Consider the following 14541-nt stretch of genomic DNA (forward strand, 5'->3'; position numbering starts at 1 on the left):
ATGGCTTCCCGCCGATACTACTGGCTTCGCGGTTGCGCGACCCTCGCGACCATTGAGCTTGGCCTCGCCGGTTGCACCGTTGGTCCGGATTTCATGCCCCCCGCTCCGACGATCACAGAGTCGAGTGACTACCTCGACACAGGTCTGCCGGTCAGGACACCCCTGCCGCTGCTCGCCCGCACAAATGCCGAGGAGCCGGCGGTGGCGTGGTGGCTCGCCTTCCGCGATCCGGTCCTGGCGCAGCTCGAGGATCGCGTCGCTGCGCAGAACCTCGACGTGCAGACCGCCACGGCGCGCCTGTTCGAAAGCCGGGCGCAGCTCGGCACCGCGGCTGCCGCCGGGCTACCGACGCTCAACGGACAGGGGAGCCTTTATCGGCAGCAATTCAGCAAGAACGGCACGATCGGGTTGGTGTCGAACTCCCTCGGCGGCCTCTCGGGTGGCAGCGGCTCGACGGCATCCAGCAGCACCCTGACCGCACCGCTTACCAACGGCTTCGAGAGCTATACGCTCGGCTTCGACGCCTCCTGGGAACTCGATCTCTGGGGCCGCGTACGCCGGTCCGTCGAATCCGCGCAGGCGCAAGCCGATGCGTCGGCAGAGCAGCGGCGCGACGCGCTGGTCTCCAGTCAGGCCGAACTGGCGCGCGACTACGTGCAGCTTCGCGGTACCCAGGAGCAGATCCGGATCGACCTGGCGAACATTCGGGTCAACGAGCAAATTCTCGACGTGGTTCGGATCCGCCAGCAGAAGGGCCTCGTCAGCGGCCTCGACACGGCCAACGCGGCCCAGCAGGTGGAGTCGATCAAGGCGCAGCTGCCGCAGCTTCAGCAGCAGGAGATCCAGCAGATCAACGCGATCTCGCTCCTGCTGGGCGAGCCACCGCTCGCTCTGTCACAGGAACTGGCGACCGGTCGGTCGATCCCGCCAGTACCGCCGCGCGTGCCGGTCGGATTGCCATCGAGCTTAGTCCTGCGCCGCCCCGACATTCGGCGGGCGGAGGCGAACCTCCATTCCGCCGTCGCCGAGATTGGAGTCGCCGAAGCGCAGTTCTTCCCGACCGTGACGCTGAGTGCGAGCCCGACCGTGAACGCGGTTGATCCGGGCAAGATCTTCCGAGGTTCGTCCCTGCAATACATGAACGTGGGCCCGTCGATCTCGATCCCGCTGTTCGAGGGTGGCCGGTTGCGATCGAACCTCGTGCTTCAGCGCGCCCGGCAGCAGGAAGCGGCGATCGCCTATCAAAAGGCTGTCCTCCAGGGCTGGCACGACGTCGTCAACGCACTCGCGTCGCTCAAGGGCGACGAAGCGAGGCGGGCGCGCCTCGCCAGGCAGGTGGCCGACGCGCGACAGGCTCTGTCCCTGTCTCGGTCGCGCTACACGCAAGGCGTCGAAATCTTCACCACGGTCCTCCAAGCTTCGCAGACTGTGCTGCAGGCCGAGACCAATCTCGTCCAGGCGACGGCGGCTATCTCCACGGACTTCGTGGCGTTGTCCAAGGCGCTGGGTGGGGGCTGGGAGACCACCTTTCCGCCGGGTCCGACGCCCCCGCCGGCGCTGTCCCGCATCACGATCCCGGCGTCGGACATCACGCACTAAGCCACGCGGTCGTTTATTGAACAATCGATCCAGTCAAACCCGTGAGGGATAATGGCCGGTAATAATGATGGTCCGAGCGGCCAAGACGGTCGTCTTGATCGCTTGGGATGGATCAAACTCGTTCACCTCACGTGGAAGATCTCGGTCGCCGGCGAAAAATATGATCCGGTGTTGCAGCTCTTCGATACGATCAAGAGCATGCCGCAGACTGACCCAATATTTTCTGCAGTGTACCACGCGCTGGAAATGGAATCGGCGATCCAGGCCATCATTGCGAAATTTAAGCTGGAGATCGATGACATCGCGACGCTGCGCGACATCATCCAGCGGTTAGTTCGGCAAGCGTGATCTCGAAGAGAATTTGGATAGGCGTTGAAGCGGAACCCCGGATCAAATCCAGGGTAGCGCGTTGTTAGCGCCTTATGCGAATGGCCGATCGAAGCCGGTAGCGTCCGCTTACGGGACTTCGTCAAGGCGATCTGAATGACCGGGATGGGCGCCAAGCCGAACAGCCGGTTTTGCGCCCATTGGCAATTCGGCATGACGCAGTCTGGCCGAAAGCTGCATGTCAGCTTTTGAAGCGATCGAGCGCAAAATCTGACAATTTCCAACCCACCTGCTTCAATTGCTGGGACCAACAACAGTGTATCCTGAAAGCGGCGGTTTATTCGCAATCAGGCACCTTCAGCTCCAGGGGCAAGTGGCCGTTCGCGGGTGCTCGGCTATTGGCTTTGAGGATGTCACGCTTGTTTTATGCACATCCTCTGCGTCTGACTGCGACCGTTACTGGGCGGCATTGAAAGCAAAACGGAGGCACTTAGGCACAGGTGAGCAGTCCGCCTCTCGTCGGGGGACACAGATTTCAGAGTCAAACGCCCATCCTGGTCGACATCGATCCAGGCCTCGCCAAGAGCGTCATCTTGTAGGTAGGCGCGGCCGGCACCGCGGCCGTCACGAAGCCTGAGAGCGCATCCGGCCTCATCGGTCTCTCGAGTGGGACGGGCAGAGCAACCCCAGCGGCCGCCCTAAGCGTCAGCTGCGCCGCTCTGACATCGTTCCGCAGAGCCGAACCAGAGGCCGGAGCGGACAGGTTCGGTGCCGCGAAGGTGGTCTGCTCCCGCGCGAACGACCATGCGAAGCTGGCATAGTCCGGTGCGTCCTCATCCATGCCCGCGATGACCGAGATGGCCGTCAGTTCAGGTGCGAGCATCGCGCGGGAGTGTGAATCGTCAATTGACCGCGATCACGGTGTCATGGTCATTCACCGCCGCTTTAGATTTTCAACTCCAAAAATTTCTAGAGTATGCTTCCTTCGTGGACCATCCTAAACAATTCAGCGTTCCTGCTATAATCGACATTTACGCTGAGCAGCACAGGTCCGGCTGTGTCGAATGCTCTCGCAAGAGCCGGGGCTAACTCGTCTGGCCCTGAAACCTGAATGCCAGTTGCTCCGAATGCCTCAGCATATTTAACAAAATTGACCGGGCCCAAGTCCGTGCCTGAATGGCGGCCATATTTCAGCTCTTCCTGCGCTGCCACCATGTTGTAGCTTCCGTCGACCCAGATCATATGAACTAGGTTCAGTTTCAATCGCACCGCGGTTTCCAGTTCCATCCCTGAGAACAGGAACCCGCCATCGCCCGACACAGAGAGAACCTTTTCATGCGGGCGAACGATGCCTGCCGCGATACCCCAGGGAAGAGCGACGCCGAGTGTTTGCTGCCCGTTCGAAATTAGAACCTGACGGGCACGGAAACTTGTTAGATAGCGAGACAAGTATAAGCTGAACGATCCCATGTCGGAGCACAGGGTGACGTCGGGCGTTAAAATCTTTTGCAGCTCGGCGATAATCCTCAGCGGGTGAATTGGCATTCCACCCTGATCGGCTGCTTGCTTTATCAAACGGAACCGATCTTCAGCGATCACTTTCAGCAACGCCGAAGCCCTTTGCGCCAGCTCTGAGCGCGCAAGTCGCTTGCCAAGCTCGTATAAGCTTTCCTCGATACTGACAACCACTTCCACGGATGGATTGTAATCATTTTCGATCTTCGCGGGTATAACATCTATATGGACAATAGGCCGATCCGATCCTTTGTTCCAAATTGATGGCCAATACTCAACCGCGTCATAGCCAATGGTTATAATTACGTCGGCGGACTCGAGCAGCTCATCGGCTGGCTGATTAGCAATCTGGCCAACTCGGCCGCCAAACGCCGCAAATTCCTGTTCGGAAATCGCGCCTGCGGCTTGGAAAGTACCGACGACCGGTAGTAATGCCTTGTGCAATAGCGAGCGAATGGCTTGCGCCGCGTTTGGCTTACTCGCCATCAAACCAAGGAGAACGACAGGATTATTTGCCTCGTTGATGATGCGCGCAGCTTCAGAAAGCGCGCCCTCGGAGCCTGCACCCAGGCTGACGATACCGCGAGAGGCAATCGGCTCACATGTCGCATTTGCCAGCATAATATCGATAGGCAACCCAACGAAAGTCGCGCCAGGTCGTCCAGACTCGGCCGCGCGGAACGCCGCCGATAAGATCTCAGCGGTAGCGCTCGGCGAATCAACTTCTGCTGCAAATTTCGTAACAGGTTTGAGGACGTCTACGGAGTCGAGCGTCTGATGAAGCGATTTCAATCTGTCGGCTACTGCGACTGACCCGCCTAGCGCGACGATTGGGTCTCCCTCCGAAGTGGCTGTTGCGAGGCCTGTCGCAAGGTTCGACACACCGGGTCCGGAGGTGGCAATGGCGACACCCGCCTTGCCAGTCATTCTGCCGATACCTCCAGCTATAAAAGCAGCATTTTGTTCGTGACGGCAGACCACCGTCTGGATGGTGGAGTCGACCAGGCGATTGAAAACTTTGTCGATTTTAGCTCCAGGCACGCCAAAGACATGTGTGGTTCCGTGCTGTTCGAGCATCTCAACGACAATATCCGCACCATTGCGTTCAGTTTCTCTAACGTTGTTCATCTGAGCCTCCAAATTGATTAAAGAGATAGTCACGATCCTTCCGCAGCTGCAATCCTCTGTGCCATATCTGGTGCACTGAGCTTGGCGTTGAGGAAGTTTTCGCTGCGAGGAAGCTCGACGTGGATCCCATGCATTGGGCATAGCTGCGCTTCCGCGGCATCGATCTCAAAGTCGAGGACATGACCTCCGGTTTTACGATCCTGAGTTAGGAAGTGGAGGTGAAAACCGGGGACACCAAGCGTTCCAGCGTAAGCTGGCGTACGAAATCCGGCGAACGTTCCCGCGACGTTCGTCAGTATAGTCTCTGCTTGACCCTTGGCTGCATCCTGAAGGGGAGGAAATGGGCGCCTCTGCTCCCGTACCGTCCGAACTGTTATGCGCGAAAAGTGCCCATCGATGCGGACGGCAGTAAATAAATTATCTTGAGTCGCTGCCGCGAGAAGTTCGATCGCAGTATTTTTGCTGACGCTGGCGAGGGAAAGTCGACTATCGACTTTAAAGAACGTTACGACTGCAAACGGCGTTTTCTGATCATCGGATACCGGACGTGCACTACCGTCGGAGCGAAGTTGATAAAATACGCCGTCGAAGCCCACCATCTCGCCGTCTAAGTCATTGAATGTGCCTAGTCCAAAATCCCCGTGCTGATGCAGTTCACCGTATGTAGTTTGCCCTTCATAAACTCCGTCGACAAGAGCGGACATAAGCGACGTCTGGTATAACTCCGCATCTTCGACCACCGCGATTTGGCCACTGGCGATTGATGCTCGTCCAATAAGCCCTAAAGTGCCTTCTGCGCTGGAGATCATGATGTCCTACTCTGACATATGGGCTTAGAATCCCGAAAGTCAATCAACTACGTTCCTGGATATATTTTTTCGATGCCGGCAGTCCATATATACGAAGGTTTAGTCCGATTGAGTTGCCGGCTTTGTACCCGAATCGCATTTCGAGGCGCAGCCCCGGACCAGTCTCGCGCTGGGCATCCAGTCCGCAGCACGGCTGCTTGCCCCCCTCGTTATGCCAATTTGCGCTACGACACTGTTGCAGCTCATTCAGCGCCTTCAGTCGTTGAAGGCGACTCGAACATGCTTCGACGACTAGGCGCTGCGCAAACAGTGTTGTCATCCACGCGGTGATGCAAAAATACAAATCGGCATGCGTCCGTACAAGGCGCCAGTCTTTTCTCCAGTTAGTTTGATCGAACGAAGGATCCAAAAGTCGGCCGCTTCGTTCAGACTGCACTTTCCGGGAGTTCAGGAACGCGGGTGGGTCCTATTGCGCCGTTGGATCTGACAGCGAATCAGTGGTGGTTCTGCTACCTCCTGATGGCTGGCGTCACATTCAAATACGACTTTTACAACCACGTGAATGGCCAGTGAGCTTCGTGGACGGTGGGATGTGCGTCTGCACCAGCTGCAGCTGGGTGCCGCGTCATGTTCGGGTACGAGGACGATGATCGCCTTCGAAGTTTTGTCCGATACGGTTGCAGCAAGCTTTTACTCATGGCCTTTGATATCGCCTTGATGCTCGAGACAGTCGGCTTCATTCTGCCCGAGCCGGTTTAACGCAGCGCGGTGATCCGATTCGAACAGGCGGGCACCAGCGAGTTGATCTACCTTGTTGGAATTACTGTTTCGTCTCAGTGACAATCATTGGCTTCTTGACCCCTGTGCCCGACACCAAGCCGCCCCATTCGGAAGAGAAGCTATGACTGTAATTCATCACCGCACCGTCCATGCAAACGGGATTCGACAGCACTATATAGAAGCTGGTTCCGGCGCACCCGTGGTCCTACTACACGGCTTCCCAGAAACGAACTACGCTTGGCGACACCAGATCCCGGTTCTTGCTGAGCACTTTCGCGTCATCGCCCCGGATTTACGCGGATACGGCGAGACCGATAAGCCAGCTTCGGGCTATGACAAACGCTCCATGGCACTCGACCTTGTTGAATTGCTCAAGGCGCTCGGGATCAGCCGCATCGCCCTTGTCGGCCATGACCGGGGCGCTCGTGTTGCTACCCGTTTCGCCAAGGATCATCCAGAATTGCTCGAACGCCTTGTGGTGATGGACAATGTGCCGACGAGGATCGTAGCGCGCAGCATGGACGCACAGACAGCGAAGGCTTACTGGTTTTTCCTGTTTCATCTCGTACCGGATTTGCCTGAGGCGCTCATCGCTGGCCGCGAGGACATCTGGCTGCGGCACTTCTTCTCGGATTGGTGCTTCGACCCTACCACGATCTCTGGTAAGGATTTCGACACTTACGTTGCGGCCTACCGAGCGCCTGGGGCAGTGCGTGGCGCGATGGCGGATTACAGAGCGAATGGTGAAGACAACGCCCAAGATCAGACCGATGCGGGAGTGAAGATCGCATGTCCTGTACTTAGTATCTGGGGTGCGGATTTCGGTGCTGTAGGCAAAGCCTTCGACATGGCTGCGGTTTGGTCTGAGATGGCTAGCGATTTGCGAACTGCCGCCATAGAGCATTGTGGGCATCTTCCGCATGAGGAACGGCCTGAAGAGGTAAATCGCCTTCTTCTCGACTTTTTGATAGATTGGCGTGGCTGAGAAGCCATCAATTTCAATCGACCCGGCGAGTTTCGCTGTGTGAAGGACCGGGTCGGAGTGGTCAGCGCTGCCGCGTCGCCTTGATGCCGAGTTGGTGCGCCATCAGGACCAAGTCTGCGAGGGAGCGGGCGTGCATCTTCTTCATCATGTTACGTTTGTGCACCTTGGCAGTAATCTCTGAAACCCCGAGTTCGGCGGCGATCTGCTTGTTCATCAAGCCACCAATCGCGTAGCCCAGCACGTCGGCCTCTCGAGGTGTTAGAGCGGCAAACAACCTGGCAAGGTCGGCTTGAGACCTGCGGGTCTGCAGCGCGGCGGCATCGATCGCTAGCGCGCGATGGATAGCCTCCAGCATGGCAGTTTCGTCTACTGGCTTCGTTAGGAACTCCACCGCGCCGCCCCGCATCGCCCGCACCGTCATTGGAATCGTACCATAACCAGTGAGGAAAATTATCGGCACTGTGCAGCCGGCGTCGCGCAAAGCCTCTTGGTACGTCAGCCCGTTATGATAGGTCAGGCGTACATCCAAGAGGATGCATTCGGGCGCTTTGCGCATCCGACTGAGTAGGATCTTGGTCGGATCGGAATGGGCAATCGCTGCAAGACCCGCTGCTCTGCACAGGCGCGTCAACGCAGTGCGAACGGCCGGATCGTCGTCGACGATGTGAACGGTTGCTTCCGACATGTAACTTGCTGCGCCCATCGTGCTCAAAATCAAATAGCCGATCCAGGAGGCTAACGCTTTACGGAACCAGACTGACGGTTGCGGCCCAGTACTATCGACTTGCCGCTCTCAGGTTAGCATGGGGAGTGGCGCAGTGGCGCTCACGCATGATCGCGTGGGTGCCCGGACCAACGGCGCTCAGCAGCACGATGCGAGCGCGCCAGACATCCTTCTGCGGTGTATTTCGGTTAGCCACGAGGGCTTCGAGCCGAAGGCGATCCGAGGCGGGAAGCGAGAAGGAGATGCCGCGGCGCATCCCGCCAGACACGCAGGTTACAGCCCAAACCGAAACCCAGGACGGACTCAACCGTCAGGTTTCAACCACTAGACGCGCCCGCTACGGGTGGGCTGGAACTGGGAGTGCGACTTGACGTCTAGTTGAAGATTTCCAGTGCGCCGCCGAGGAGTGCACCGGCCGACGAACCGAGCCGTCACGATGACCGTCCGGTCGGCATCAATCTGTGGTGCCGAAGCGGCCCTTCGACAGATTGTCAGCCAGGTAAAGTGCTGCTTCCGCTTGGTCACAGGCGCGCAAACTGCGCCGCCAGAAATCGTCCGGTTGCGTCGAAGGGTAACCGGGCGGCGTGAGCATGACGGTGCGGGCCTGGGCTAAAACGAGGCTGCGCTATCGCCACGCCCCCCGATCGCCTCCTATGAACGCTCAGTTCGCCGAGTGGATCTGTTCTGGAGATCATACGAACGTATGGATCATGGGTGCGCCCGCATGTGCCGGCCTGCGTGTCTTGCGGACACCGGCCGACACGAAGGTCCTGCGCTGGTTTTCGGCGGGAACGTACAGAGTGCGGCCCTCCCCTCCGAGTTGCGCCGGGGCCAAGCTGGTGGTCGAGGCCCGACCTGACGAGCGGGACGGCCGCGTCGTCAGGTTCGGCCTGTCCGCGCTGGGGCGCACGCGCGTCGCCTCGGTGATCGCGAACGAGGACAACGCGTATAAGGGACGTCTCCAAGGCTGGTCCGACGAGGATCTGGTGACCTTGACGGACCTGCTGCGCAGGCTCGTCAACGACCGGGCCGACGCCGGGCCCGCCTCGCGGCACCGCTAGCCGGCTCTGAAGCCGGTCGAAATGAAAGCTCAACGCGACGCACGAAGCTTTGGCGGCGCAGCGAATGGCTGCCGTCGGGATCGCGATCGCCCAGGCGAGCGCGTCGTGCCGGCCTTCGGCTTCGATCGCGTCAGTGATCCGGCGCGGCCAAGGTGGCGTGGGTGCGCTATCCGGCGAGAAACATCGTGGGAAGGCTGGCGGCACGACCGGACCCGGAATGTTCAGCCTCGACCCTTCCTCGCTTTCTTCGGGACGCACGCGAACGTCCATGGGGATCGGCCATACAAGAGTATGGTCGAGCGGCCTCGCGGCAGGGGCTATTGCTGCTGCCGGCCGATCTTCACCGGCAGTTTCATACGAAGGTATTCCTGGCTCCGCGACTAGGATCGGTGCTGAATTGCTCTCCTCAAATCACGGGGTGCAGGTCATGATGATAGAAAATGAGCGCGTCGCCTCGCTGGCGGAAGCTTACTGCATCAAGGACGCGAGTCATTTGGCGCGCATGGCCGAGATGGGCGCGCAGTCCAGTTCGATGGCGCACGACCTGAACAACCTCCTTCAGATCATCGTCGGAAACCTCGATTTCGTGGCCGCGGGCGCCCTCGACGAGAAGGCCGCGCGACACCTGGCGCTCGCCCGTGTCGGCGTCGAGCGCTGCACACACCTGGCGCGCCGCACCTTGAGGCAAGGATGCTCGCGCGAGCCCGCCAGCCTCCTCCAGGTGCCCCGTTGCCTCGAAGAGATGGCCGATCGCCTGAGCTTCGCAGGTGGTCACGGGATCACGATCGAGATCGTCGCCGCCGATGCGGCTCTCGTGATCGATGCGGACGAGGCCGAGTTGGAGAACGCGCTCCTCAACCTCGTGCTCAACGCCCGGGATGCCATGGACGGCCAGGGCCGGATTCGGATCAGCTGCCACGCCTTGCAAGCCAGAGGCTCACGCTCGAGCGAGGGCACGGCCGCACTCGGCAAGGTCGTGTTGCTCGTCGAGGACACGGGTCCAGGCATAGCGCCGGAGATCCAGGGCGCGGTCCTGGAACGCTTCTTCACTACCAAGGCCCACGGGACGGGCCTGGGACTCGCCAATGTGCGGGCCTTCATGGCGGAGGCGGGAGGAACGCTCGCCATCGGCAACCGACCCGAGGGCGGGGCCATCGCCACGCTATCCTTCCCCCAAGCGCGGACGGGTTCGCCGCCTCCGCACGTCAGGAGCCGAATCCATGTCGATTGAGGCGAGCGTCGACCCGACCGATCCCTGGATCCGCAGGGCACAGACCTTCCCGGTGCTGACGCCCGAGATGATGGCGCGCGTCGAAGGCTATGGCCGGATCGAAATGTTCGAGGCCGAGACGCCGCTCTTCGCGCGCGGCGACCGGGACGTCGACTTCTTCATGGTACTCGACGGCTCGATCACGATCGTTACCGACGACGTGCGCAAGGGAAGCACGGCGCTCTTCACGTACCGGGCGGGACAGTTCACCGGCGAGTTGAACCTCTACAACGATCGCCAGATGCTCGTCGGTGGGCTGGCGCAGGCGGGCAGCCGGGTGGCCCGCGTCAAGCACGCGGACTTCCGCCGCCTTGTTTCCGCCGAGCCCGACCTCGGCGAGATCGTCCTCCGGGCCTATATACTGCGCCGCGTCGGCTTCATCCGGCACGCCCAAGGAGGCGTAGTGCTGGTCGGCCATCGACAGAACGGCAGCCTCATCCGCCTCCAGCGCTTCCTGACGCGCAACGGCTATCCCCACGAGATCCTCGATCCCGAGGCGGACGGCGAGGACGCCCTCCTCGGCGGGCTCGACATCCACCCGGCCGACCTCCCGGTGGTGATCGCCCCGAGCCGCGAGGTCATGCGCAACCCCACCAACTTCGAGCTGGCCGCGCGACTGGGGCTCACAGAGGCACTCGACCCGGCGCTGGTCTACGACGTCGCCGTGGTCGGGGCTGGGCCGGCCGGGCTCGCCGCTGCCGTCTACGCCGCCTCGGAGGGCCTCGACACGATCGTCGTCGAGGCGCTCGCGCCCGGGGGACAGGCTGGCACCTCGTCGAAGATCGAAAACTACCTCGGATTTCCCACCGGCATCTCAGGCCAGGCGCTTGCAGGCCGGGCCCAGATCCAGGCGCAGAAGTTCGGAGCCCATCTCGCGATCGCGCGGAGCGTCACGTCCCTCGAGTGCTCCGGCAGCCCGTTCCTGCTGCGGCTGGACGACGACCAGAGCTTGCGGGCCCGGTCGGTCGTGGTGGCGACCGGCGCCCGTTACCGCAAGCTCGCCGTGCCTGACTTCGGCAAGTACGAGGGCCAGGGGATCCAGTACGCGGCGACCGCTATGGAGGGCCAGCTCTGTTCCGGCGAGGAGGCGGTCGTCGTCGGAGGCGGGAACTCCGCGGGACAGGCCGCCATGTTCCTTTCGAGGCTGGCGCGCCACGTCCACATACTGGTGCGGGGCCCAGGTCTCGCCGCCACCATGTCCGACTACCTCGTCCAACGGATCGCCACCTCCTCGCGGATCACGCTGCACACACATACGGCGATCACGGCCCTGCACGGCGACGATCACCTGCGCGGCGTCACGTGGACTGACAACCGGACCGGCGCCTCCGTGACGAAGCAGATCGGCAGCCTGTTCGTGATGATCGGCGCGGTCCCGAACACCGATTGGCTCGGCGGCTGCCTCGGACTCGACCAGCAAGGTTTCGTTCGAACCGGCATCGATGACCACGGCCACCCCACGGGCGCAGCGTTCGCGACCACACGCCCGGGGATCTTCGCGATCGGCGATGTCCGCTCCGGCTCGATCAAGCGCGTGGCGTCGAGTGTCGGTGAAGGGTCGGTCGTCGTGCACGCCATCCACGACTACCTCAACCCGGCGCGGTAGACGGCTCGGCCCGGGTGCCGGGCAAACGGCCGCCGATCGCCGGACCGTCGAGCCGAGGGCCCGCGCGGGCGCGTGGATGATGGCGCCCTTTCGGGTCGGCACAGCGGCGTCCCGATCATGCCCTAGGGCTCGTCGGGCTCTCCCGACTGTGTATCAGCGTCCAAAGCGAACCCACCGCTCGTTCGAGCCTAAGCATCTGAAAAGCTTTGTCTTCAACTTGCAAAGGTGGGTACCGCTGCATGCGACGACGTCCTCATCCGTGTCGATGAGCGTCTCGATCCAAGACGGGGACAAAATGCGATCCGCTTGCATCTTCGTCGATGCTTCCGAAGAGGCGACGTCGAAGGCAGGCGATGGGTCGACCGCCCACAGGGCGACTTGGGTCTGCCTCCGACGGCTCGCCGCGGGGCCCGCCGACGCGCGCACGTCCAGTCAGACCCTCCGGAAGGAAGCGTGACCAGCGATCGAGACGGCCAGCGGCTGGCTTTCCCCCGCAGGGTCTGCGTCGTCCGGGTCGCCTGCCGTCGGGGCATGAACGATCGCCGCGCGAGGACGATGGGACCAAATCTCCGGACCTTCGCCTTGCACCGCGTTGCCTTTTGTAAACGATCCGGATCTCGCACGCGTCCGCAAGGACGACGCCGATCGGCGCTTGTGCGGGGTGCTCAAAAGACCGCAGCTCCGTTCAAGCCTCACGTCCGCCATGCGGATAGGATGAGGCGCCGCTCCGATGTGGCACCCGTGCCGTTCCGGCTTGCGGCGACGTCTCTGCGATCTCGAGGGAAGGCTCGATGTCTAGAATTTGCACCCACACCGATCAAATCCGGACCGTTCGGCCGAGCGCGCGGGGATGCGAGGAGTGTTTGCGGATCGGAAGCGAGTGGGTCCACCTACGCCTTTGCCGTTCGTGCGGGCACGTCGGCTGCTGCGACCAGTCCCCTCACAGGCACGCCACCCGCCACTTCCAGGCCACCGGGCATCCGGTCATGGAGGGCTATGATCCCCCAGAGGGTTGGGGCTGGTGCTATGTGGATGAGGTCTTTCTCGACCTTGGAGCCGACACGACCCCGCAGGACGGGCCCATACCCAGGTTTGTCTGAGGGGATGGGACAGGACCGGCGCGGATAAATCGGGGGCCGTGGATGCTCATGTGCCCGAGTCTGGGGACGGCGGTCGAACCGGTTCCGGTGGTCGAGGCTGGCGGTCCGAGAGGCGGACGCCGGCTCTCCTCGATCCCGCAGCGCTGGCGCGCTTCGATCTGATGCCGCGCATAGACATGCGGCGCGGGCACCCGACCGGCCTCCGGCGACTCGCGCCCTGAAACAGAGCGTTCGGATCCCGCCATCGCCGGGACAGGGCGCCGTGACCTATGATCCCGATCGCGTGCCGGATTCTGATCACCCGCAAATGGCTGCGTCGACATCGCTCGGCGTCCGCATCGCCATGCCCGGCCGAGCACCAGTCCCGCAGGTGCGCTCCGCCCAAGCGTGGGATCCCCTATGCCTCAGCGTCGCGGCCCGGTCCGCCGAGCACCTGCACGGCGGTCGCGAGGGTGCCGAGGACGACGCCTAGGGCGACGACCGCGTTCCACCCGGCCATCTGCCAAAGGGAGGTGGCTGCGGCGGACCCGAGCGCCCCACCCAGGAACATCGCCCCCATGAGCACGGTATTGAGCCGCGCGCGCGCCTCGGGGCGAAGGGCGAAGACGATGTGCTGGTTGGCGACCAGGGTTGATTGCATGGCGAAGTCGAGCAGGACCACCCCGATCACGAGACCGGCCAGCGAAGTCCAGAGCCCGAAGACCGCCCATGACGCCAGGGTGAGCACGGATCCGCCCAGCACCACCGGCCGCGAGCCGTGCCGGTCGGCGAAGCGACCCGAGAGTGGGGCCGCGAAGACGCCGATCGCGCCCACGACGCCGAACAGGCCGGCCACGTCCGCGCCGTAACCGTAGGGCGGCTCCTGGAGCCGGAACGCCAGGATGGTCCAGAACACCGTGAAAGCGGCGAACACCAGCGCCTGGGTCGCCGCCGCGCGCCGCAGGGCGGAGTAACTCTGCCACAACTCCGCAAGCGAGCCCAGGAGCGCCCCGTAGCGCAACGTCGAGTTGGGGCGGCTGTGGGGCAGCGTGACCATCATGAGCGCCCCGGCCGCGAGCGCCATGGGCACGCCGAGCCAGAACATCTCCCGCCAGCCCCCGTGGGTCGCGACGAAGCCGGCCAGCGTGCGGCTGAGCAGGATGCCCGTCAGGATACCTGACAGGATCGTGCCGACGGCGGCCCCGCGCCGCTCCGGCGAGGCCAAATGCGCCGCGAGCGGGACGATCTGCTGGGCGACGGTAGCCGACAGCCCGAGGACGAGCGAGGCGAGTACCACCAGCGACGCCGAGGGCGCCAAGGCCGCGAGCGCGAGCGCCACCGACAGGCCGCCGAACTGAACGGCGATCAGGCGCCGTCGCTCGACGATGTCGCCGAGAGGCACGAGAAGGAACAGTCCCGCTGCGTAGCCGAGCTGCGTCGCGGTCGGGATCAGGCCGGTGATCTCGCCGGGCAAATCCCGCTCGATAAGGCCGAGCATCGGCTGATTGTAGTAGATGTTCGCGACTGCGATGCCGGCGGCGGCGGCCATCGCGAAGGTGCGCCCGCGGCGTTCCGGCAGTGCCGCCGCCTCGGTTGCCGAAACTTGTGCGGACATCGTCCCGCTCCCCGGATCCTACGGACATCCAGCGGCAGCAGTT

The 14541-nt window shown here is 62.3% G+C and carries 11 protein-coding genes; 7 read left to right on the plus strand and 4 right to left on the minus strand.

The annotated features are described in order from the left end of the window. Together AC3WSN_RS14620 and AC3WSN_RS14625 are read left to right on the plus strand one after the other, a co-directional pair. Positions 1–1599, plus strand: coding sequence for an efflux transporter outer membrane subunit (locus AC3WSN_RS14620; protein WP_492538834.1), 1599 nt, complete (start codon positions 1–3; stop codon positions 1597–1599). Positions 1600–1650: 51 nt separating this feature from the next. Further along, positions 1651–1947, plus strand: coding sequence for a hypothetical protein (locus AC3WSN_RS14625; RefSeq protein ID WP_492538836.1), 297 nt, complete (start codon positions 1651–1653; stop codon positions 1945–1947). Between the two features lie 948 nt (positions 1948–2895). Here AC3WSN_RS14625 and alsS read toward each other — a convergent pair. Next, complete coding sequence (gene alsS / locus AC3WSN_RS14630; RefSeq protein WP_492538838.1) at positions 2896–4569, minus strand: acetolactate synthase AlsS; 1674 nt, start codon at positions 4567–4569, stop codon at positions 2896–2898. A 29-nt stretch (positions 4570–4598) separates the two neighbouring features. Then, positions 4599–5378, minus strand: coding sequence for an acetolactate decarboxylase (gene budA / locus AC3WSN_RS14635; protein WP_492538840.1), 780 nt, complete (start codon positions 5376–5378; stop codon positions 4599–4601). A gap of 901 nt (positions 5379–6279) precedes the next feature. Here budA and AC3WSN_RS14640 point away from each other — a divergent pair. Next, positions 6280–7143, plus strand: a complete 864-nt coding sequence (locus AC3WSN_RS14640; protein ID WP_492538842.1) for an alpha/beta fold hydrolase — start codon at positions 6280–6282, stop codon at positions 7141–7143. Positions 7144–7204: 61 nt separating this feature from the next. Here the strand turns inward: AC3WSN_RS14640 and AC3WSN_RS14645 are convergent, their stop codons facing one another. After that, positions 7205–7828, minus strand: a complete 624-nt coding sequence (locus AC3WSN_RS14645) for a response regulator transcription factor (RefSeq protein WP_492538844.1) — start codon at positions 7826–7828, stop codon at positions 7205–7207. An 839-nt stretch (positions 7829–8667) separates the two neighbouring features. On the opposite strand from AC3WSN_RS14645, the gene AC3WSN_RS14650 reads away from it, so the two are divergent. The 4 genes from AC3WSN_RS14650 (at position 8668) to AC3WSN_RS14665 (ending at position 12904) form a co-directional block, all read left to right on the plus strand. Further along, positions 8668–8928: a hypothetical protein gene (locus tag AC3WSN_RS14650; protein WP_492538846.1), complete on the plus strand. Its 261-nt coding sequence runs from the start codon at positions 8668–8670 to the stop codon at positions 8926–8928. A 217-nt stretch (positions 8929–9145) separates the two neighbouring features. After that, complete coding sequence (locus AC3WSN_RS14655) at positions 9146–10159, plus strand: sensor histidine kinase (RefSeq protein ID WP_492538848.1); 1014 nt, start codon at positions 9146–9148, stop codon at positions 10157–10159. Continuing rightward, the gene (locus tag AC3WSN_RS14660) at positions 10149–11804 is read left to right on the plus strand and encodes an FAD-dependent oxidoreductase (protein WP_492538850.1); all 1656 of its coding nucleotides are present in this window, start codon (positions 10149–10151) and stop codon (positions 11802–11804) included. The genes AC3WSN_RS14655 and AC3WSN_RS14660 overlap by 11 nt, the downstream gene beginning before the upstream one ends. A 791-nt stretch (positions 11805–12595) precedes the next feature. After that, complete coding sequence (locus tag AC3WSN_RS14665) at positions 12596–12904, plus strand: UBP-type zinc finger domain-containing protein (RefSeq protein ID WP_492538852.1); 309 nt, start codon at positions 12596–12598, stop codon at positions 12902–12904. A 397-nt stretch (positions 12905–13301) separates the two neighbouring features. Here the strand turns inward: AC3WSN_RS14665 and AC3WSN_RS14670 are convergent, their stop codons facing one another. Further along, the gene (locus AC3WSN_RS14670; RefSeq protein ID WP_492538854.1) at positions 13302–14498 is read right to left on the minus strand and encodes an MFS transporter; all 1197 of its coding nucleotides are present in this window, start codon (positions 14496–14498) and stop codon (positions 13302–13304) included. Positions 14499–14541 lie beyond the last annotated feature (43 nt).

Source organism: Methylobacterium sp. FW102-HT35C08 (assembly GCF_058790235.1).

What these genes read in the sequence shown, in the direction of transcription:
- AC3WSN_RS14670 (WP_492538854.1), bottom strand. Translation starts at nt 14,498, where the DNA reads ATGTCCGCACAAGTTTCGGCAACCGAGGCGGCGGCACTGCCGGAACGC.
- AC3WSN_RS14640 (WP_492538842.1), top strand. Translation starts at nt 6,280, where the DNA reads ATGACTGTAATTCATCACCGCACCGTCCATGCAAACGGGATTCGACAG.
- AC3WSN_RS14665 (WP_492538852.1), top strand. Translation starts at nt 12,596, where the DNA reads ATGTCTAGAATTTGCACCCACACCGATCAAATCCGGACCGTTCGGCCG.
- AC3WSN_RS14660 (WP_492538850.1), top strand. Translation starts at nt 10,149, where the DNA reads ATGTCGATTGAGGCGAGCGTCGACCCGACCGATCCCTGGATCCGCAGG.
- AC3WSN_RS14645 (WP_492538844.1), bottom strand. Translation starts at nt 7,828, where the DNA reads ATGTCGGAAGCAACCGTTCACATCGTCGACGACGATCCGGCCGTTCGC.
- AC3WSN_RS14655 (WP_492538848.1), top strand. Translation starts at nt 9,146, where the DNA reads ATGTTCAGCCTCGACCCTTCCTCGCTTTCTTCGGGACGCACGCGAACG.
- budA (WP_492538840.1), bottom strand. Translation starts at nt 5,378, where the DNA reads ATGATCTCCAGCGCAGAAGGCACTTTAGGGCTTATTGGACGAGCATCA.
- AC3WSN_RS14620 (WP_492538834.1), top strand. Translation starts at nt 1, where the DNA reads ATGGCTTCCCGCCGATACTACTGGCTTCGCGGTTGCGCGACCCTCGCG.
- AC3WSN_RS14625 (WP_492538836.1), top strand. Translation starts at nt 1,651, where the DNA reads ATGGCCGGTAATAATGATGGTCCGAGCGGCCAAGACGGTCGTCTTGAT.
- alsS (WP_492538838.1), bottom strand. Translation starts at nt 4,569, where the DNA reads ATGAACAACGTTAGAGAAACTGAACGCAATGGTGCGGATATTGTCGTT.